The following is a 19,935-nucleotide window of genomic DNA, read 5'->3' on the forward strand; positions in this document are numbered from 1 at the left end:
TCGAGCGCACGGCAGACGGGGCTGCAGGCGGCGCGAATCGTAGCATGTGTGCCGCCTGCAACCTGCAGGTCAGAGCAGGCTCTTGACGATGTGGATGCCGGCGCTGTACTCGCCGATGATCGTGCCCACGCTGACCAGGAAGAAGTTGAGCAGGGTGCGCGCGACGCGGTTCTTCCACCAACCGCTCCAGTGCACAATGTCATCGCGCAGGCTGTCGAAATCGACCACGCGCGGGCGACGGACCCAGGCTTCCGCCATCGCGCTGATGCCGCCGGCAGGAATGCCGGGGCGGAACGGTTTGATCGGTGCGGCGATGAAGGCGGCGAGGATGCTGAGCGGGTGGCCGCCGGCGGCCACGGCACCGAGTGCGGCAAAGCCGCCGGTGAACAGCACCCATGCGGTCAGTGCCTGGGTACCCAACGCGGCATTGCGATGAAAGGCGAAAGCGATCGCGGCAAACACCAGCAGCACGACGCCCGCGGCCAGCCATTTCGGCCAGCGTGCCTTGGGCGGCGTGGCGGCCAGTTCGGCGACCTTGGTGGCCGGGTCGTCCTGCCCGGTGCGCAGCAGTTCGCACAAGCCCTTGAGATGGCCGGCACCGATCACCACCAGCACGCGTCGCGGTTCGCCGGTCGCCGAGCGGGCAGCGTCCTGGCGCAGGCGTGCGGCCATGAATGCATCGCGCTCGCTGATCAGGCTTTGAAACAGTGGCTTCGATTCGCTGGCGAATTCGCTGAACGCGCTTTCCAGCAAGTCGCCCTGTTTCAGTTTCTCGATCTCACCCTGTTCGATTTCCTCACGCTCGAACACGCTGGCCAGCAGACCACCGAGCAGACCGAAGCGCTGCCAGAAGCCGACGCTGTGCCAGGCCCGCTTGAGCGTGGTGCCAACCTCGCGGTCGATCAGCCAGACCGGCAGATGGCGTTGGTCGGCCCCGTCCATCGCTGCCTTCATCTCGGCACCGGGCTGGATGCCGGACTGGTCGGCCAGGCGCTTCTGGAAGGTCGACAGCACCAGGCTGGCGGCGACCATGCCGGCCTTGCCCTGGCGGATCACCTTGAACAGATCCATCTGCTTGAACGCTTCCGGATCGCGCATGCTCTGCGCGCGGCTGTCGCACAGCTCGATCGCCACCGCATCGAAATGCTCGTGTGCCAGCAGTGCCTCGACGGCGTCCACGCTGCTGCGGGAGACATGCGCGGTGCCGAGCACCACATACTCCACACCGTCACGCTGCACGCGCTCGATCGGCTGGCCCTGCAAGGCAGGCAACAGGGCAAGGTCGGTTTCGGGAACACTCATGCGATCAGCAGGCCGGTCTCAGTGGGAAATCCAAGCATGGGGACGCTGGCCATGCGGAACAAGCCGCGCGGGTATGCGGCCTCAGTCACGGAAACGCCGGAGCAGGTCGGCATAGGCGTCGATGCGGCGATCGCGCAGGAACGGCCAGATCCGCCGCACGTGCTCGCTGCGCGCCAGGTCGACCTCGGCCAGCAGCAGCTCACGCCCGCCGGTGCCAGCCTGCGCCAGGAACTCGCCCTGCGGACCGGCGACAAAGCTGGAGCCCCAGAACTGGATGCCGGCGCCAACAGCGGAGGGATCAGCCTCGTAGCCGGTGCGGTTGCACGACAGCAAGGGCAGGCCGTTGGCTACCGCGTGGCCACGTTGCACGGTGATCCATGCGTCGCGCTGGCGATCTTTTTCAGCCTGCGCATCGTTCGGGTCCCAGCCGATCGCGGTGGGATAGAGCAGCAGTTCGGCACCGGCCAGCGCCATCAGTCGCGCCGCTTCCGGATACCACTGGTCCCAGCACACCAGCACGCCGAGCCGGCCGACCGAGGTGTCGATCGGCTCGAAGCCGAGATCGCCCGGCGTGAAGTAGAACTTCTCGTAGAACGCCGGATCGTCCGGGATGTGCATCTTGCGGTACTTGCCGGCGATCGCGGCCGAGCGGTCGAACACCACCGCGGTGTTGTGATACAGCCCGGTGGCGCGCTTCTCGAACAGCGAGGCGACCACCACCAGCTTCAGCTCCTCGGCCAGCTTGCCGATGCGCGCGCTGCCGGGACCGGGGATCGTCTCGGCCTGGTCGAAGACCTCGACCGATTCGTGCTGGCAGAAATACGGGCCGTTGTGCAGCTCCTGCAGCAGCACCAGCTCGACGCCGGCGGCGGCCGCTTCACGCAGGCCGGCCTCGATCGCGTCGAGGTTGGCGTCGCGGCTGCCGCGGTCGGTTTCCTGCAGCAGGGCGACCTTGAGGGTCTTGCGGGTCATCGGCTTCGATCCTGACTTGGCTGTTCGTATGGGCAACCCGCGAAGTTTAGCGGATGCCGCCAAACCTCAGGCCAGGCCGGCCGGCAACTGCATGGTGATGCAATGCAGGCTGCCGTTCTGCCAGATCAGCGGACGGCAGGGCACCTGCACGATCTCGCGGCCCGGATGGGCCGTCCCGATGATGCGTGCGGCCTCGTCATCGGCCGGGTCGCCATAGGCCGGCACCAGCACGGCGCCGTTGACGATCAGGTAGTTCGCATAGGAAGCGGCAAGCCGGCGACCTTCGTCGAGAATGGGCTTCGCCCACGGCAGCGGGTATAGCTCGTACGGGCGGCCGTCGACGGTGCGCAAGGCGGCCAGTTCGCCGGCCATCCGCTGCAATTCGTCGTGATGCAGGTCGTTGGGGTCATCGCAGGCCTGGAACACGATGCGCTCGTCCGGCGCGAAGCGCGCCAGCGTGTCGATATGCGCGTCGGTGTCGTCGCCTTCGAGGTAGCCGTAATCCAGCCACAGCACGCGCGTGGCGTGCAGGCTGTCGCGCAGGATCGCGCTCATCTCCTCGCGCGACTGCTCGGGGTGACGCTGGACCAGGCAGCGCCAGGTGGTGAGTACGGTGCCCGCGCCATCACTCTCGATACCGCCACCTTCCAGCGCCCAGTCGATGCGTTTGTGCGTGGCATGGCCGAGGACGCCGGCGTCGACCAGCCCGGCGATCAGCGCGTCGTCCTGTTCGGCGCCGAACTTGCCGCCCCAGCCGGTGAAGCGGAAGTCGGTGAGCTGGAATCCATCTTTGCCGGCTTTCAGCGTGATCGGGCCGGAATCGCGCAGCCAGGTGTCGTCGTACGGCAGTACGACGAAGCGGATACGGGCCAGGTCGACCTTGGCGTCGTGCAACTGGGCCTCGACGTGAGTCTGCAGGGCGGGGTCAGCCACCACGATGATCAGCGCTTGGAAGCGCGTTACGGCAGCCGCCAGCGCCACATAGGTGGTTTCCACCGCGGCCAGGCGTTCGGCCCAGTCGGTGTCGGCGTGCGGCCACGCGATCAGTACCGCGGCCTGCGGTTCCCATTCCGCCGGCAGGCGCAAAGAGGGGTTGGTCATGCGGGGTGTCTCATGCAGTCGGGGGTGCCGGGACTTAGCACCGGACTGCGAATTGTACGACGAGGTGATCGTCGCACACACAAAAACGCGGCCGGTGTCACCGCCGGCCGCGTCGTCGGAAACCGGATCAGGACGGGATCAGTTGGCGGCGGTCGGGTTGGTGTTGTTGCCGGCTGGCGTGTTGAGCACCGAGTGGATCACGTGCTCATGCTCGAAATACACGATGAAATTCGAGTATTCCCAGCGGTTGATTTGCGGGTGCTTCGCGGTATCGCCGCCGCGTGGCGACAGCTTGCGCTGTGGCGTGCCCCAGGTTCGCTCGACCTGGGCCATGCTCATGCCGCGGCTGGGCAGGTTCATGCCCTTTTCTTCCTGCACGCGATGGATCAGCAGGCTGTCGCCACCGGCCGCGACGGCGGTCTGCGGAGCGGCAAAGGCGGCGCCAGCGACCAGCATGGCGACGATCGGCAGACTGTACGTGAACTTGACCATGGCTCCCCTCTCCAGACAAGGCTGTATGCGGCGTCGTTGTAGCAGAACTACCCAGGCTACGCCACGTTGTGGCAAGCATAATGTCGACTATAGCCGTGCCGGTTCGTGCCGTTTGCGATGGGTTGGGCATTCGGCCATCGCGCGGGCATAACCAGCCGGTTCGTCGAGAATAGCGCCATCACCGCTATCATGGGCGGCTGCGGGCGATTGCCCGCCCGGTTTGGATACTGTTTTTCATGATTTCCTTTCGACATTTTGCCTTGCGCCGCGGCAGCCGGCTGCTGCTTTCCGATATCGATCTGGTGATCCAGAGCGGGTGGCGCCTGGGCGTGATCGGCCGCAACGGCTGCGGCAAGTCCAGCCTGTTCGCCGCCTTGCAGGGCAAACTGGAAAGCGATGCCGGCGAACTGGACATGCCAGGCAAGCTGCGGCTCGCCTCGGTGGCGCAGGAAACCCCGGCGCTGCCGGATGCCGCGATCGACTACGTGCTGGGTGGCGACGAGGAACTGGCCGAGGCGATGCGCGACGAGGCCGACGCCGGCGAACGTGGCGACATGGAGGCGATGGCGAAAGCGCACCACCGCATCGAGGAGCTGAACGGCTACGACGGTCGCGCCCGTGCCGGCCGCCTGCTGCATGGCCTGGGCTTTCCGCCGGAAACGCATGAGCGCGCGGTCAAGGAATTTTCCGGCGGCTGGCGCGGGCGCCTGAACCTGGCGCGCGCGCTGATGTGTCCGTCCGATCTGCTGCTGCTCGACGAGCCGACCAACCATCTCGACCTCGACGCCGTGCTGTGGCTGGAAGAATGGCTGCGCCGCTACCAGGGCACCTTGCTGATCATCTCGCACGATCGCGAATTCCTCGACGGCGTGATCACCCACACGCTGCACCTCAACGACGGCAAGGCGAAGCTGTATACCGGCAACTACAGCGCGTTCGAACGCCTGCGCGCCGAGCAATTGCGCCAGCAGCAGATCTCGCACGAGCGCGAGCAGGCCGAGCGGGCGCACCTGCAGTCCTTCGTCGACCGCTTCAAGGCCAAGGCCAGCAAGGCCAAGCAGGCGCAGTCGCGCATGAAGCGGCTGGAGAAGCTGGCCGGCACCGAGGCGGTGCGTGCCGAGCGACCCTTCAGTTTCCAGTTTCCGGCGCCGGGTCGGTTGCCCGATTCGATGCTGCAGCTGGAAGACATCACGGCTGGCTACCCGAGCCGGGACGGCGATGGCATCAACATTGTCCTGCGCGACGTTGGCTTCAGCCTGGAAGCGGGCGAGCGGATTGGCCTGCTTGGTCCCAACGGCGCCGGCAAATCCACCCTGGTGAAAACCCTGGTCGGCGAGCTCGAGCCGTTCAGCGGCGAGCGCAAGGTGCACAAGGACCTGAAGATCGGCTATTTCGCCCAGCACACGGTGGAGAGCCTGCGCGAAGGCGCCAGTCCGCTCGATCACCTGATGGACAAGGCGCCGGGCGTGGCCACCCAGGTCATGCGCGACTTCCTCGGCACCTGGAATTTCGCCGGCGATCGCGCGTTCGAGTCGGTCGACGGTTTCTCCGGCGGCGAGCGCGCGCGTCTGGCGCTGGCGCTGATCGCGTGGGACAAGCCGAACCTGTTGCTGCTGGATGAGCCGACCAACCATCTCGACCTCGACATGCGCGAGGCGCTGGCCGATGCGCTGGCCGACTTCGACGGTGCGCTGGTGCTGGTTTCGCATGACCGGCACTTGCTCGGTATGGTCTGCGACAGTTTCTGGCGTGTTGCCGATGGCGTGGTGGAAAGCTTCGACGGCGATCTGGACGATTACGCACGCTGGCTGAAAACGCGCGGCGCGGCCAACAAGAAGGCCGCCAAGGCTGGTGCAGCGGCCAAGCCGGTGATCAAGATCGTGCCGGAGGAAACGCCCGAAGAGCGCCGCCGCAACGCGGCCGCCCAGCGCGAGAACGAGAAGAACTCGCGCCAGCGGGTGAAGCGGATCGAGACCCGCACGGCCAGCATCGAAACCGAACTGGCCGCGCTGGAGAGCCAGCTGGCTGATCCGGCCACGTACAACGGCCCCACCCAGGAAATGATGCGGCTGGGACAGCGCCAGACCGAACTGCGCCGCGAGAAGGAAGCGCTGGATGCGGAATGGCTGGAACTGTACGAGCGACTGGAAGCCTGAGCATGCCCGCCGGCGCGAAGCCATCGCTGTCGTTGTGGCTGCCCGCGTCGACGCATGTCGAACCGGGCCATCCGCTGCGCGAGCTGCTGGCGCGCGCCGATCGCCTGGCCGAGGGTGCGGCCGGCTATCTCGGTGGCCTCGGCGAGCATTTCCAGGGCGTCGATGCGGCATTGCCGGCAGCGGCGCTGACCCGCGAATTTCTCGCCGGCGATGCGGGTGATGCTACCTGGCTGGCGGCCGACCCAGCCTGGGTACAGCCGGATATGAACGGCGTGCGGCTGCTGGCCTGCGGTCGGCTGCAACTGGAGATGGCCGAAGCGCAGGCGCTGGCCGCCGCGTTGTTGCCGGTATTCGACGAAGCCGGTCTGCGACTGGATATTTCCACGCCGGATCGCTGGCATCTGAGGTTGCCGCCGGGCACGCCTTTACCAGCCTTCGCCGCACCCGAGCAGGCGCTGGGCGAGGACCTTTCGCAGCACCTGCCTGCCGGTGCGGAAGGGCGCCGCTGGCGCGTGCTGCTCAACGAGATCCAGGTGCTGCTGCACCAGCATCCACTGAATGCACAGCGGCGTGCACGTGGCCTGGCGCCGGTCAACAGTCTGTGGCTGTGGGGCGGCGGCCGTCTGCCGGGACCGCTGCACAGTGATCTGCATGGCGTGATCAGCGACGACCTGCTGCTGCATGCGTTGGCTGGACACGCCGGTGTCGCGCAGCAGGCACGCACCGTCGACACCGTGGCCGCCGCCAGCGCCGGCTGGCTGATCGACCTGCAGGATCTGCCGGCTGACGAGATCGCAGCGCACTGGTGGGCGGCGCTGCAGCCGCTGTTCGATCGGCAGCCGGTCGTGCTGCATTTCGCCAGCGCCGAGCGCTGGCAGCGCAAACCCTGGCATCGCTGGCGCTTCTGGCGCGGAGCAGGGCGTTGAGCGCGCTGCAAGTGCGCCGACGCGAGAGCAAGGGCGCGCCCAGCGGTTGGCCAGCCTCGGTGCATCCGGTATTGCAGCAGGTCTACGCTGCCCGCGGTGTATTGGATCCCAGTCTGGCCGAGCACCGGCTGGCCCGGCTGCTGTCGCCACAGACGCTGGGTGGCATGGCGCAGGCTGTCGAGCTGCTGGTCGAGGCCATCCGCAGCGACTGGATCATCCTGATCGCGGGCGATTACGACTGCGACGGTGCCACCGGCACCGCGGTGGCCGTGCGTGGGCTGCGAATGCTTGGTGCGCAGCGGGTCAGCTATGCCATCCCCAATCGTTTCGTCCACGGCTATGGGCTGAGCCCTGCGCTGGTCGAATCACTCCAGCCGACACCGCAACTGATCGTCACCGTCGACAACGGCGTGGCCAGCGTGGCCGGCGTGGCGGCGGCCAAGGCACGCGGTATCCGCGTCATCGTCACCGACCATCACCTGCCCGGCGAGCAGTTGCCGGCCTGCGATGCGATGGTCAACCCCAATCTTGCCGGTGATGCTTTTCCCAGCAAGGCGTTGGCCGGGGTCGGCGTGATGTTCTATCTGCTGCTGGCTTTGCGCGCGCGGTTGCATGAGCAGGGTGCCTTCGGTGACACCAAACCCGACCTGTCGGTGCTGCTCGACCTGGTCGCACTGGGTACAGTGGCCGATCTGGTGGCACTGGATTTCAACAACCGCGTGCTGGTCGAGGCCGGCCTGCAGCGCATCCGCAGCGGTCGCGCCTGTGCCGGCATCAGCGCGCTGGTCGAGTCCGGCAGGCGCAGTGTGGCGACGCTGTGCTCCAGCGACCTCGGCTTCGTCGTCGGCCCGCGCCTCAATGCGGCGGGACGGCTGGAGGACATGCGCCTGGGCGTCGAATGCCTGCTCACCGACGACGTGGCGCAGGCACGCCGCCATGCCGGGCAACTCAACGCGATCAATCTGGAACGCCGCGACCTGCAGGCGTCGATGGTGGCCGAGGCCGAGCAGATGGTGGCGGGCATGACCGACATCGACGCGATCGGCGTGGCGCTGTACGAGCCGAGCTGGCATGCCGGCGTGGTGGGCCTGGTCGCCTCCAAGCTGAAGGATCGCCTGCATCGCCCGGTCATCGCGTTCGCGCCGGCCAGCGAGGACGACACCGGCAGCCTGCGCGGTTCGGCGCGTTCGATCGCCGGGTTCCACATCCGCGACGCGCTGGCCGCGATCGACGCACGCCAGCCGGGCCTGATCGAACGCTTTGGCGGTCATGCGATGGCGGCCGGGTTGAGTCTCAGGACCTGCGACTACCCGCGCTTCGCCGAAGCGTTCGACGCGATCGCACGCGAACTGATCGACGCCGAGCGGCTGCAGGCGGTGCTCTATACCGACGGCGAACTGCCAGCGGGGGCGCTCTCGCTGGAGTTGGCCCGGCAACTGCGCGAGGCTGGCCCGTGGGGTCAGGCTTTCCCCGAACCGCTGTTCGAGAACCTGTTCGCATGCAACAGCTGGAAAGTGATGGGCGAAAGGCACCTGCGCCTGCAGCTGCGCGACCCGCGCGACGGCAGCGTGCATGATGCGGTGATGTTCAACGCCTATCACGGTCAGCCACCGCCGTCGCTGCTGCGTGCGGTCTACGAACTGGGCATCAACGACTGGCAGGGGCGGGAAACGCCACGTCTGCTGTTGCGGCACATCGAGTCGACCTGATCTTGGTGGACTGATTCCTCCGCCTGATCCGCTCGCACGTTTTTCACGCGATGCGGATCATGCTGATAGCCAACCCATCAACGGAGAACGCTGGTGATCGCACAGATCGAGGGACTGCCGCCAGGCACGCTGGGTTTCCGCGCTCACGGCCAGGTCACGGCGGCCGACTACGAGAACATCATCGTGCCGGATGTCGAGGCGGCATTCGCGCTCAACCGCAAGTTGCGCGTGTTGTATGTCACCGCCGAGGATTTCACCGGGTTCGATCCCGGCGCGATGTGGGACGACGTCAAGATGGGCATGCGCCACTTCAGTGGCTGGGATCGTGTGGCGCTGGTGAGCGACGTGCCCTGGCTGCGCACGACCACGGCGGCGATGAGCTTCATGCTCCCCGCCGAGATCCGCCTGTTCCACCTGAACCAGCTGGACGAGGCGACACGCTGGATCACCGAACCGTCGGTTTGAAGGAACACCCATCCAGTCACTTGCGGATGGACGTCCAATCTGTTCTAGTCGAACCATGCATCCGATGATTGCCAACCCCCAGACCGCTACCGCGCCTTCCGCGCGGAGCCTTGTGCCGGCTGGCAACAATAACAATCGCGCGAACAATAACGCCAACTGTTGGCGGGCTCTCGCGTAGCTTCAGGTTTGCAGAAACATACGCGAAGAAGGCCCGCCCAGTGCGGGCCTTCTGCTTTTTGTTTCATGCGAATTCATTCGCAAAATGCCAAACCGGCCATCCAGGACCGGACTTTTCAACCAAAGAAATATCCAACCCAAAGGACAGCAAGCATGTGTGCGATCTTCGGAATGTTCGACCTGCAGCCGGGCGACGACCTGGCCACGTTGCGCCGGCAGGCGCTGGAAATGTCGCAGCGCCAGCGCCATCGCGGGCCGGACTGGAGCGGGGTGTACGTCGACGCCGGGGTGATCCTGGTGCACGAGCGGCTGGCCATCGTCGATCCAGCCAGTGGTGCCCAGCCGCTGCGTTCGCGTGACGGTGCGCTGGCCCTGGCGGTGAACGGCGAGATCTACAACCACCAGGAGCTGCGTGCGCACAGCAGCTATGACTTCACCACCGGCTCGGATTGCGAGGTGATCAATGCCTTGTATCGCGAGCAGGGCACAGCCGGATCCCTCACCGATCTGGTCGGCAAGCTCAACGGCATCTTCGCGTTTGCCTTGTGGGACGGCGAAGCTAGGCGTCACGTGATCGCTCGCGATCCGATCGGGGTCTGCCCGTTGTACTGGGGGCACGATGTTGAGGGCCGCTTGTGCGTAGCTTCGGAGATGAAGGCGCTGGTGGGCGTATGCGCTGACGTAGCGCCGTTTCCGCCAGGCCATGTGTACGACAGTGTCGAGGGCGAATTGCGCCGCTACTATCACAAGCCGTGGCGCGACTACGCGCATACGCAAGGCCACGAGGTCGCGGCGCCGGCCTTGCGTCGGGCCTTCGAGCAGGCCGTGCATCGTCAGTTGATGACGGACGTCCCTTACGGCGTGCTGCTTTCAGGCGGGCTGGATTCCTCGCTGGTGGCTGCCTGCGCCGCGCAGTTCGCCCGGCATCGCATCGAGGAAGGCGATCGCACCGAGGCCTGGTGGCCGCGCCTGCACTCGTTCGCGATCGGGCTGGACGGCTCGCCGGACCTGGCGGCCGCGCAGATCGCCGCCGATGCGCTGGGCACGGTGCATCACGGCTTCGTCTACACGTTCTGGGAAGGCATGGACGCGCTGCCGGAGGTGATCCGGCATATCGAGACCTACGACGTCACCACCATCCGCGCCGCCACGCCGATGTACCTGCTGGCGCGTCGGATCAAGGCTATGGGCGTGAAGATGGTGCTGTCCGGCGAAGGCTCGGACGAGTTGTTCGGCGGCTACCTGTACTTCCACAAGGCACCGTCCGCCGAGGCGTTCCACGAGGAGACCGTGCGCAAGCTCGATGCGTTGCACAGCTACGACTGCCTGCGCGCGAACAAGGCGATGATGGCCTGGGGCGTGGAAGCGCGCGTGCCGTTCCTAGACCTGGAATTCATCGACGTGGCGATGGGGTTGGATGCGAGGCACAAGATGGCAGGGCAAGGACGGATCGAGAAAGCGGTGCTGCGCGAGGCGTTCACGGGCGCACTGCCGGACTCGATCCTGTGGCGGCAAAAGGAGCAGTTCAGCGACGGCGTCGGCTACAGCTGGATCGACGGCCTGAAGGCGCATGCCGAACAGGCGGTCAGCGATCGCGAATTCGCCGCGGCAGCGGCACGCTACCCGTTCAACACGCCAGCGACCAAGGAGGCGTATTTCTACAGGCGCATCTTCGAACAGCATTTTCCCGGCGAAGCCTGTGCGGCCACGGTGCCGGGAGGCAAGTCGATCGCCTGTTCCTCGCCGGCGGCGCTGGCATGGGATCCCGCCTTCGCGAACACGGCCGATCCGTCCGGTCGTGCGGTGCGCGGCGTGCACAGCCACGCACTGGCTTGAGCGGTTTGCTATCCTGTAGCGCTTTACCGACGGCGTTTTCCAACGCCTGCCACTTCAATTGGTTCAACCATGATCGAAATCAATCCGATCCTCGCGCAGATCGCGGACCTCCGGGGCCGCGTCGAGTCGCTTAGGGGGTATCTTTGACTACGCTACAAAAAGCGAACGTCTGGAAGAAGTAAGCCGCGAACTGGAGAGCCCGAACGTCTGGGACGATCCGGCGCGTGCACAGGAACTGGGCCGCGAGCGCGCCCGCCTGCATGCCATCGTCGATGGCATCGACACGCTGACCGCGGGTCTGACCGACGCCGGCGACCTGCTGGAGATGGCTGTTGCCGATGGCGACGAGGACACCGCCAACTCGGTGGTCGGCGACCTGGCCAAACTCGACGCGCAGGTGAGCAAGCTGGAGTTCCAGCGCATGTTCTCCGGCAAGATGGACGCCACCAATGCGTTCGTCGACATCCAGGCCGGCGCCGGCGGCACCGAGGCGCAGGACTGGGCCGAGATGCTGCTGCGCATGTACCTGCGCTGGTGCGAGTCGCGCGGCTGGAAGACCGAGCTGATGGAAGTCAGCGGCGGCGACGTGGCCGGCATCAAGTCCGCCACGTTCCGCGTGGAAGGTGACTACGCCTATGGCTGGCTGAAGACCGAGATCGGCGTGCACCGGCTGGTGCGCAAGAGTCCGTTCGATTCGGACAACCGCCGGCATACCAGTTTCACCTCGGTGTTCGTGTCGCCGGAAGTCGACGACGACATCGACATCGAGATCAATCCGGCCGACCTGCGCACCGACGTGTACCGTTCGTCCGGTGCCGGTGGCCAGCACGTCAACAAGACCGAGTCGGCCGTGCGCATCACGCATATCCCGACCAATACCGTGGTGGCCTGCCAAACTGGTCGCAGCCAGCATCAGAACCGCGATACGGCGATGAAGATGCTCGCTGCCAAGTTGTACGAACTCGAGCTGCAGAAACGCAACGCTGAGAAGGACGCGCTGGAAGCCACCAAGTCGGACATCGGCTGGGGTAGCCAGATCCGCAACTACGTGCTCGACCAGAGTCGCATCAAGGATCTGCGCACCGGCATCGAACGCACCGATACGCAGAAGGTGCTGGATGGCGATCTGGACGAATTCATCGAGGCCAGCCTGAAATCCGGCCTGGAAGCGGGCGCCAAGCGCATCGATGCGTGAGTACGGATACGCTGAATCGGCTCGATCACCGACGAGGAATCCCGGCATGAACAGCAAGAAAATCTGCGCAATCCTTGTCGCATTCGCCGCGCTTGCAGCGTTCGATGGCACGGCTGGGGCGCAGCAGAGCTCATCCGGCCAGGGCGTCAAGCAGGATGCCAAGGCCGTCGGCCACGGCGTCGCCAACGGCGCTCGCGATGTCGGTCACGTGACCAAGCACGTCGCCGTCTCGGTCGGGCATGCCGGGAAAGAGGCTGGCCTCGGCATCGGGCACGGCGCGAAGAAGGCCGGTCTCGCCGTCGGCCACGGCGCGCGCGACGGTTGGAATGCGACCAGGCACGCGGTCAAGCATGTGCTTCACAAGGACGATTGACGGCGCTACCGTTCCGAAAAAATCCTCCCATGTTGTTTGCAACCCAAACCATAAACAGAAAAGCGTCCGCCACCTGGCGCGAGCGCCGACAGCAACGGAATCCCCATGAGTGAATCGGCCGACACCCTGCCCATCGACGAGAACAAGCCGGACGTCAATCGACTTGTCGCCGAGCGCCGCGAAAAACTGCATGCGCTGCGTGGGCAGGGCATCGCGTTCCCGAACGACTTCAAGGTCGACAGTTTTTCCGGTGACCTGCAGGCCGAGTTCGCCGACAAGGACGTGCACACGGCCGAAGTGATCGAGGCGGCGGCACGCCGGGTGAAGATGGCCGGCCGCATCGTGCTCAAACGCGTGCAGGGCAAGGTCAGCTTCGTGCAGCTGCAGGACTTCAGCGGGCGCATCCAGCTGTTCATCCACCAGGGCACGCTGGGCGAAACCTACGAGGCATTCAAGGGTTGGGACGTCGGCGACATCGTGGGCGCGGAGGGTCTGCTGATGCGTACCAAGACCGGCGAGCTGTCGGTCAAGGTCGACGGCCTGCGCCTGCTGACCAAGAGCCTGCGTCCGCTGCCGGACAAGTTCCACGGTCTGGCCGACGTGGAGCAGCGTTATCGCCAGCGCTACGTCGACCTGATCGTCACCGAGGAGGCGCGCCGCACCTTCATGCAGCGCTCGAAGATCATCGGCTTCATGCGCCAGTGGCTGGAAGCACCGAGCCGCCGCTTCATGGAAGTGGAGACGCCGATGATGCACATCATCCCCGGCGGCGCCACGGCCAAGCCGTTCGTCACCCATCACAACGCGCTGGATCTCGACCTTTACCTGCGCGTGGCGCCCGAGCTTTACCTCAAGCGTCTCGTCGTCGGCGGATTCGACCGCGTCTACGAGATCAACCGCAACTTCCGCAACGAGGGCGTGTCGACCCGGCACAACCCCGAATTCACCATGCTGGAGCTGTACCAGGCCTACGCCACCTACACCGAGATCATGGATCTCACCGAGGGCGTGATCCGCGATACGGCGAAGGCGGTGATCGGCAGCACCCAGCTGCATTGGGACGGCGCCGCTATCGATGTCGGCCCGGCGTTCCGTCGCTGGAGCATGGAAGACGCGGTGCTGGAGCTGAATCCGCAGATTCGCCGCGAGGAGTTGCGCGACCGTGAGGCGATGGCGGCGCACGCCAGGCGGCTCGGCGCACAGGTCAAGCCAGGCTACGGCTGGGGCAAGCTGCTGCTGGAAATCTTCGAGAAGACGGTCGAGCATACCCTGGTCCAGCCGACCTTCATCACGCAGCATCCGGTAGAGGTGTCGCCGCTGGCGCGCGAGAGCGATACCGACCAGGGCATCACCGACCGCTTCGAGCTGTTCGTCAACGGCAAGGAGATCGCCAATGGCTTCTCCGAGCTGAACGACCCGGAAGACCAGGCCGCACGTTTCCAGGCCCAGGTCGACGCCAAGGATGCCGGCGACGACGAGGCGATGCACTTCGATGCCGACTACATCCGCGCGCTGGAAGTGGGCCTGCCGCCGACAGGTGGCCTCGGCATCGGCATCGACCGGTTGGTGATGCTGCTGACCGATGCAGCGTCGATCCGCGACGTGCTGCTGTTTCCGTATATGCGCCCGGAGGCCTGAGCGGCCATGGCGCAGCCATCGTGACGCGGCTACCGCGTTGCGATGCGCTTCCATGTTGAAGGCATGTCGTGCGTCACATCGCGTCCTCGCGTACCTGGCCGATCAGCAGGAACCTCCTCTGCTTCAGCCGCAGGAACGGCTTCTCGACCAGATGATAGGTCGTCGCCGAAACCAGCAACGTGGCACCGGCGATGTAGATGAACAGCATGAAGTCGGGCAGATGCTCGGCCAGCCGTGCCTCGGACGGCTGGATGTCCAGCCGCAACACGACCGCAATGATGAACACGGCGTGCCACAGATAGATCGAATACGACCACAGGCCGATCCGGTGCAGCAGCGGATTGACCACCAGCGTGCGGAAAACCGGCTGCAGGTCGATCACCGCGATCAGGAATACCGCCCACAGGATCGATAGGTACAGGTAATGCTTGTACCAGTACACGAACTGCAAAACACCTAACAGGCGCAGGCCGCGAAGCGTGATCGCATCGAGCAGCACCAGTGCGCCAACTGCAGCGAGCGTGCCCAGCCAGAGACGCTTCTTGCGGTCCATGCCACGCAACGCAGCGCCATGGTGGTGGTGCAGCCACGCCGCAGCTATGCCCACCGCAAACTGTGGCCAGCGGCCCAGCAGGGAGTTGCGTTGGTCGGCCCAGAATCCGATTGCGCTCGGCGAGGCGGTTTTCAGATAGCACACGCACAGGCATGCCAGTGCGGCTACGAGCAGCATGCGCCCCCAGCGCTGGCGGGCGAGCCAGACCAGGATAGGGAGTGCCAGGTAAAACTGCACTTCGACCACCAGGCTCCACCAGACGATGCCGAACGGGGGCAGGGTGGCGAGGCCGATGTCCCGGAACACGGCTGCGTGCAGCGCGGCCTGCCAGTCGCCACTCCACGCTGCGCCGGCCAGTACCACGAGGTAGTACATGGGCAGGATGCGCAGTGCGCGATTGCCGAAGAACTGCCCGAGCGCCAGCGGGCTTCCGCGAAAAAACGGCAACGACAGCAGAAAGCCGCTCAGGACGAAGAACAGATCCACGCCAGTGCTGCCACCGAACAGCAGGGCGGTGGCGAAATGTGCGTGCGGATCGGGCGCATAACCGCGCAGCGAGCCGAGAAAGTGGTAGAAGAAAACCAGGGTGATGGCGATGCCGCGCAGCGATTCGCACTCGTTCAGCCGATCGTGCCGATCACCGGTCATGTTCAAGCGATTCCTTCATGCAAGGTCGGCCGATGGGCTTGCGTCGGGGCGATTTCATCTAGAATCCGCAGATTCTACCTGCTGCGCGAGTCTGTCCATCATGTGGTACGCGATCATCGCGGAAGATTGTCCCGGCTCGCTGGAGCAGCGCCTGGCCGCACGCCCGGCGCATCTCGGCCGGCTCAACGCCCTGCAGGACGAAGGGCGCATGTTGCTGGCCGGGCCCTTCCCGGCGATCGAATCGGAGAACCCCGGCCCGGCGGGCTTCACCGGCAGCCTGATCATCGCCGAATTCCCCTCGCAGGCCGAGGCGGAAGCCTGGGCAGGGGCCGATCCCTACGTGGCAGCCGGCGTGTACGCCCATGTCACGGTCAAGCCATTCCGCAAGACGCTGCCGTGAGCGCGGCGATGGTCGAGGAAATCCGCCGCCGGCTTGCCGAGGCGTTGCTACCGGTCGAGCTGGAAGTGTCCGACGAAGGCCACAAGCATGCCGGCCATGCGAATGCGGGCAAGGGGCATTATCACGTGCGCATCGTCAGTGCCGCGTTCGGCGGCATGTTGCCGCTCAAGCGCCATCGCATGGTCTATGCCGCACTGGATGGATTGATGGACAACGGTATCCACGCGCTGTCGATCGACGCCCACGTGCCCTCGAGGTGAGCACAGGCCTGTCGCCCACTGCTGATCTCGGGCAGCGTGTCAAGGTGCCGCGTTGGCGACGCCAGCTACGTGGAACCGCATGAGCGGAGCAACCTGTCACCAGGCAGGGGTTGAATTGAGGCCGCCGGGTTCCGGCAATCCGGTTGGGGCGCCCCGGTCGCGGAATGTGGGAAATCCGCCGTGCCTTATACTGTCGCGATCCGTTGACCGAAGTCCCGTATGCGCCTGAGCACGATCAAACTCGCCGGTTTCAAGTCCTTCGTGGACCCGACCACCCTGCACCTGCCGAGCAACATGATCGGCGTGGTGGGCCCGAACGGCTGCGGCAAATCCAACATCATCGACGCGATCCGCTGGGTGATGGGCGAGAGCGCGGCCAGCCGCCTGCGCGGCGACTCGCTGACCGACGTGATCTTCTCCGGCTCCAATTCGCGCAAGCCGGTGGGGCAGGCCACGGTCGAGCTGATCTTCGACAATGCCGACGGCTCCATCCAGGGCGAGTACGGCCAATACGCCGAGATCTCGGTGAAGCGCCAGGTCACCCGCGACGGCCAGTCCGCGTACTTCCTCAATGGCGCGCGCTGCCGCCGCCGCGACATCACCGACCTGTTCCTCGGCACCGGCCTGGGCCCGCGCAGCTACTCGATCATCGAGCAGGGCATGATCAGCCAGATCATCGACGCGCATCCGGAAGAATTGCGCATGCATCTGGAGGAGGCCGCCGGCATCTCCAAGTACAAGGAGCGCCGCAAGGAAACCGAGAGCCGCATCAAGGCCACCCGCGAAAACCTCGACCGCGTGCGCGACGTGCGCGACGAGGTCGACAAGCAGCTCGAACACCTCAACCGCCAGGCGCGTGCCGCCGAGCGCTGGAAGGCGCTGAAGGAAGAGCAGACGCGCAAGGAAGCCGAGCTGCGGGCACTGGAATACCGCGGCCTGAAAAGCCAGCACGACGGCGAAGGCGCAGGCTTGTCCGCCGCCGAGATCGAGATCGAGAAACAGCTGGCCGGCCAGCGCGAGATCGAGGCGCAGCTGGAAAGCGTGCGCGAGCGCCACACCGATGCCAGCGAGCATCTGAATGCGGTGCAGGCCGACGTCTACAAGGTCGGCGCCGAGATTGCCCGCGTCGAGCAGCAGGTGCGGCACAACCGCGAGAATGCCGATCGGCTGCAGCGCGCGCATGGCGACGCCGAGCGCGAGCACGCCGAGCTGGCCGCGCACATCGCCACCGATCGCGAGCAGATCGAAACCCTGCGCATGGCGCTGGCCGAGGGCGAACCCAAGCTCGAAGCCCTGCAGCAGATGCAGGACGACACCGCCGAGGCACAGCGCAGTACCGAGGCCAAACTGGCCGACTGGCAGCAGCGCTGGGACAGCCACACCCGCAACGCCGGCGAATCCAACCGCGCGGCCGAGGTGGAGCGCACCAAGCTCAACTACCTGGACCGCCAGGGCATCGACCTGTCCCGGCGCCGCGAGGCGCTGGAAGCCGAGCAGAAAGCCACCGACGTGGCTGCGCTGGATGCTGCCGGCGAACAGCTGCACAACGAACACGACACCCAGCGCGAACGCGTCGAAGCCCTCGGCAGCCTGCTCGACCAGCACAAGTCCAGCCACGAGAAAGTGCAGGACGAGGAACGCCAGGTGCAGTCGGCGCTGAACGAGGCGCGCCAGCAGTTGCAGGCCGCGCGCGGTCGGCAGGCTTCGCTGGAAGCACTGCAGCACGCCGCGCTCGGCCAGGAAGAAAGCGCCGCCAGCGGCTGGCTGAGCCGGCTCGGGTTGGACAAGTCGCGCCGCCTGGGTGAATCGCTGCAGGTCGAGGCCGGCTGGGAGACCGCGGTGGAAACCGCCTTGAGCGGCTTCATCGATAGCGTGCTGGTCGACGGCGCGCATGCCATGGCCGGCGAATTCCATGCGCTGGAGAACGCCGACGTCGCACTGCTCGATGTCGCTGATGGCGGTGCCAACACCGCCGGCACGCTCGCTGCGCATGTGCGCGGACCGGCTGCGGCGCTGGCGATCCTCGGCCATGTGCTGACGGCCGAATCGCTTGCCGACGCCCATCAGCGGGTAGCATCGCTGTCCGCACTGGCACCGTACCAGTCGGTGATCACGCGCAACGGCGAATGGCTGGGTCCTGGCTGGGCGCGCGTGCGCCGGGCGCAGAGCAGCCAGGTCGGCGTGCTGGCGCGTGAACGCGAGATCCGCCTGCTGGCCGAGCAGATCGCCACGCTGGAAGCGCAGCTGGAAGAATCCAGCGAACGTCTGGATACCTTGCGTACCAGCAAATTCGAGGCCGAGCGTGCCCGCGACGACGCCCAGCGTGAGCTGTACGCGGCGCATCGGCGCCAGTCCGAGCTGGCCGGGCAGCTGCAGAGCCATCGCGGCAAACTGGAGACAGCCCGTGCCCGCGCCGAGAAAGTCACCGGCGAGTTGAACGATCTGGCCACCCAGCTCGATGAACTGCAAGGTCAGACCCGCGACGCGCGCGCGCGACTGGACGAATCGGTTGGCCTGATGGGCGACCTGGAAGACCAGCGTCGTGAGCTGGAAAACGAGCGCCGTGCCTTGCTGGAAGCGCGCGAGGAAGCGCGCATGAATGCACGCGAAGCCGCCGACCAGTCGCACTCGCTGGCACTGGCACTGGAATCCAAGCGCTCCTCGCTGGCTTCACTGGAGCAGGCGCTGGGTCGCATGGATGCCCAGTTGCGCCAGATCGAGGCGCGCCGCAACGAGATCACCGAACAACTTGCTGCCGGCTCCGATCCGATTGCGGAGCTGGAATCCGAGCGCCAGACCTATCTGGACCAGCGCCTGCTGGTCGACAAGCAGCTGGTGGAGGCGCGTCGCGCGCTGGAAGACTGCGATATCGCCTTCCGCAAGCTGGAACAGCAACGCCATCTGGCGGAGCAGGGCCTGTCCACCCTGCGCGAGAGCCTGTCCGAGAAGCGCCTCGCCGCGCAGGCGCTGCAGCTGCGTGCCGATCAACTGGCCCAGGCGATCGCCGCCTCGGGCCTGGAACTGGAAACCCTGCTGGCCGAACTGGCCGAGGACATCGACGCCAACCAGTGGCGTCAGCAGCTCGTCGACCTTGGCCAGAAGATCGTGCGGCTGGAGCCGGTCAACCTCGCCGCGATCCAGGAGCATGCCGAGCAAAGCGAGCGCAAGACTTATCTGGACAACCAGCTGGCCGATCTGGTCAGCGCGATGGAAACGCTGGAGGGCGCGATCAAGAAGATCGACCGCGAGACGCGCCAGCGTTTCAAGGAAACCTTCGACAAGGTCAACGCCGGCGTGCAGGAACTGTTCCCGCGCCTGTTCGGCGGCGGCCATGCCTACCTCGAACTGACCGGCGACGACCTGCTCAACACCGGCGTGTCGATCATGGCGCGCCCGCCCGGCAAGCGCGTTTCCAACATCACCTTGTTGTCCGGCGGCGAGAAGGCGCTGACCGCCGTATCGCTGGTGTTCGCGATCTTCAGCCTCAACCCTGCGCCGTTCTGCCTGCTCGACGAGGTCGATGCGCCGCTGGACGAAGCGAACGTCGGCCGCTTCTCCAGCATGGTGCGCGAGATGAGCGAGAAGGTGCAATTCATCTTCATCAGCCACAACAAGGCCACCATGGAAGCGGCCACCCAGCTGTGCGGCGTCACCATGCGCGAGCCGGGCGTGTCGCGACTGGTGCAGGTGGATCTGGCCGAAGCGGCTAAACTGGCAGGCGCTGCCTGAGGA

Annotated in this window: 16 protein-coding genes; 11 read left to right on the forward strand and 5 right to left on the reverse strand. The window is 65.8% G+C overall.

Annotation, left to right across the window (positions count from 1 at the left end; translation table 11 throughout):
- Positions 1-69: 69 nt before the first annotated feature.
- The 4 genes from B0E46_RS10675 to B0E46_RS10690 form a co-directional block, all read right to left on the reverse strand.
- Complete coding sequence (locus B0E46_RS10675) at positions 70-1,302, reverse strand: TraB/GumN family protein (RefSeq protein ID WP_077555751.1); 1,233 nt, start codon at positions 1,300-1,302, stop codon at positions 70-72.
- Positions 1,303-1,383: 81 nt separating this feature from the next.
- A complete protein-coding gene (locus tag B0E46_RS10680) occupies positions 1,384-2,274 on the reverse strand; it encodes a carbon-nitrogen hydrolase (protein WP_077555752.1) in 891 nt (296 codons plus the stop codon).
- A 66-nt stretch (positions 2,275-2,340) separates the two neighbouring features.
- A complete protein-coding gene (locus B0E46_RS10685) occupies positions 2,341-3,375 on the reverse strand; it encodes an agmatine deiminase family protein (protein WP_077555753.1) in 1,035 nt (344 codons plus the stop codon).
- Positions 3,376-3,513: 138 nt separating this feature from the next.
- The gene (locus tag B0E46_RS10690; RefSeq protein WP_077555754.1) at positions 3,514-3,867 is read right to left on the reverse strand and encodes a hypothetical protein; all 354 of its coding nucleotides are present in this window, start codon (positions 3,865-3,867) and stop codon (positions 3,514-3,516) included.
- Between the two features lie 236 nt (positions 3,868-4,103).
- Here B0E46_RS10690 and B0E46_RS10695 point away from each other — a divergent pair, with 236 nt between their 5' ends.
- The 8 genes from B0E46_RS10695 to lysS all read left to right on the forward strand — a co-directional run bounded on the left by B0E46_RS10695 (position 4,104) and on the right by lysS (position 14,342).
- A complete protein-coding gene (locus B0E46_RS10695) occupies positions 4,104-6,023 on the forward strand; it encodes an ATP-binding cassette domain-containing protein (protein WP_077555755.1) in 1,920 nt (639 codons plus the stop codon).
- 2 nt (positions 6,024-6,025) lie between these two features.
- A complete protein-coding gene (locus tag B0E46_RS10700) occupies positions 6,026-6,949 on the forward strand; it encodes a phosphoglycerate mutase (RefSeq protein ID WP_174567072.1) in 924 nt (307 codons plus the stop codon).
- Entirely contained in the window at positions 6,946-8,658 is a 1,713-nt protein-coding gene (gene recJ / locus B0E46_RS10705; RefSeq protein ID WP_077555756.1) for a single-stranded-DNA-specific exonuclease RecJ, read from the forward strand. Before B0E46_RS10700 ends, recJ begins: the two co-directional genes overlap by 4 nt.
- Positions 8,659-8,751: 93 nt before the next feature.
- Positions 8,752-9,123 (forward strand): STAS/SEC14 domain-containing protein, encoded by a 372-nt coding sequence (locus B0E46_RS10710; RefSeq protein ID WP_077441625.1) that lies wholly within the window; start codon positions 8,752-8,754, stop codon positions 9,121-9,123.
- A 330-nt stretch (positions 9,124-9,453) separates the two neighbouring features.
- Positions 9,454-11,136, forward strand: a complete 1,683-nt coding sequence (asnB, locus tag B0E46_RS10715; protein ID WP_077555757.1) for an asparagine synthase B — start codon at positions 9,454-9,456, stop codon at positions 11,134-11,136.
- Between the two features lie 69 nt (positions 11,137-11,205).
- Positions 11,206-12,331 (forward strand): peptide chain release factor 2 gene (gene prfB, locus B0E46_RS10720; protein WP_139350503.1). Its coding sequence is split into 2 segments (ribosomal slippage): positions 11,206-11,280 and positions 11,282-12,331, totalling 1,125 coding nucleotides; the frame shifts between segments, so codons are not numbered across the junction.
- 46 nt (positions 12,332-12,377) lie between these two features.
- Positions 12,378-12,704 (forward strand): hypothetical protein, encoded by a 327-nt coding sequence (locus B0E46_RS10725; RefSeq protein WP_077555759.1) that lies wholly within the window; start codon positions 12,378-12,380, stop codon positions 12,702-12,704.
- Positions 12,705-12,809: 105 nt separating this feature from the next.
- Complete coding sequence (gene lysS / locus B0E46_RS10730; RefSeq protein ID WP_077555760.1) at positions 12,810-14,342, forward strand: lysine--tRNA ligase; 1,533 nt, start codon at positions 12,810-12,812, stop codon at positions 14,340-14,342.
- Positions 14,343-14,415: 73 nt separating this feature from the next.
- Here the strand turns inward: lysS and B0E46_RS10735 are convergent, their stop codons facing one another.
- A complete protein-coding gene (locus tag B0E46_RS10735; protein ID WP_077555761.1) occupies positions 14,416-15,543 on the reverse strand; it encodes an acyltransferase in 1,128 nt (375 codons plus the stop codon).
- A 100-nt stretch (positions 15,544-15,643) separates the two neighbouring features.
- Between B0E46_RS10735 and B0E46_RS10740 the strand changes: the two genes are divergently transcribed.
- From B0E46_RS10740 to smc, 3 genes are all read left to right on the forward strand, one after another.
- Positions 15,644-15,943, forward strand: coding sequence for a YciI family protein (locus B0E46_RS10740; protein WP_077555762.1), 300 nt, complete (start codon positions 15,644-15,646; stop codon positions 15,941-15,943).
- Positions 15,944-15,951: 8 nt separating this feature from the next.
- Positions 15,952-16,203 (forward strand): BolA family protein, encoded by a 252-nt coding sequence (locus B0E46_RS10745; protein ID WP_174567077.1) that lies wholly within the window; start codon positions 15,952-15,954, stop codon positions 16,201-16,203.
- Positions 16,204-16,422: 219 nt separating this feature from the next.
- Positions 16,423-19,932 carry a chromosome segregation protein SMC gene (gene smc / locus B0E46_RS10750; protein ID WP_077555764.1) on the forward strand — a complete coding sequence of 1,170 codons (3,510 nt, stop codon included), beginning with the start codon at positions 16,423-16,425 and terminating at the stop codon, positions 19,930-19,932.
- Positions 19,933-19,935 lie beyond the last annotated feature (3 nt).

It is taken from the genome of Rhodanobacter sp. B04 (assembly GCF_002001125.1).
Lineage (GTDB): Bacteria > Pseudomonadota > Gammaproteobacteria > Xanthomonadales > Rhodanobacteraceae > Rhodanobacter.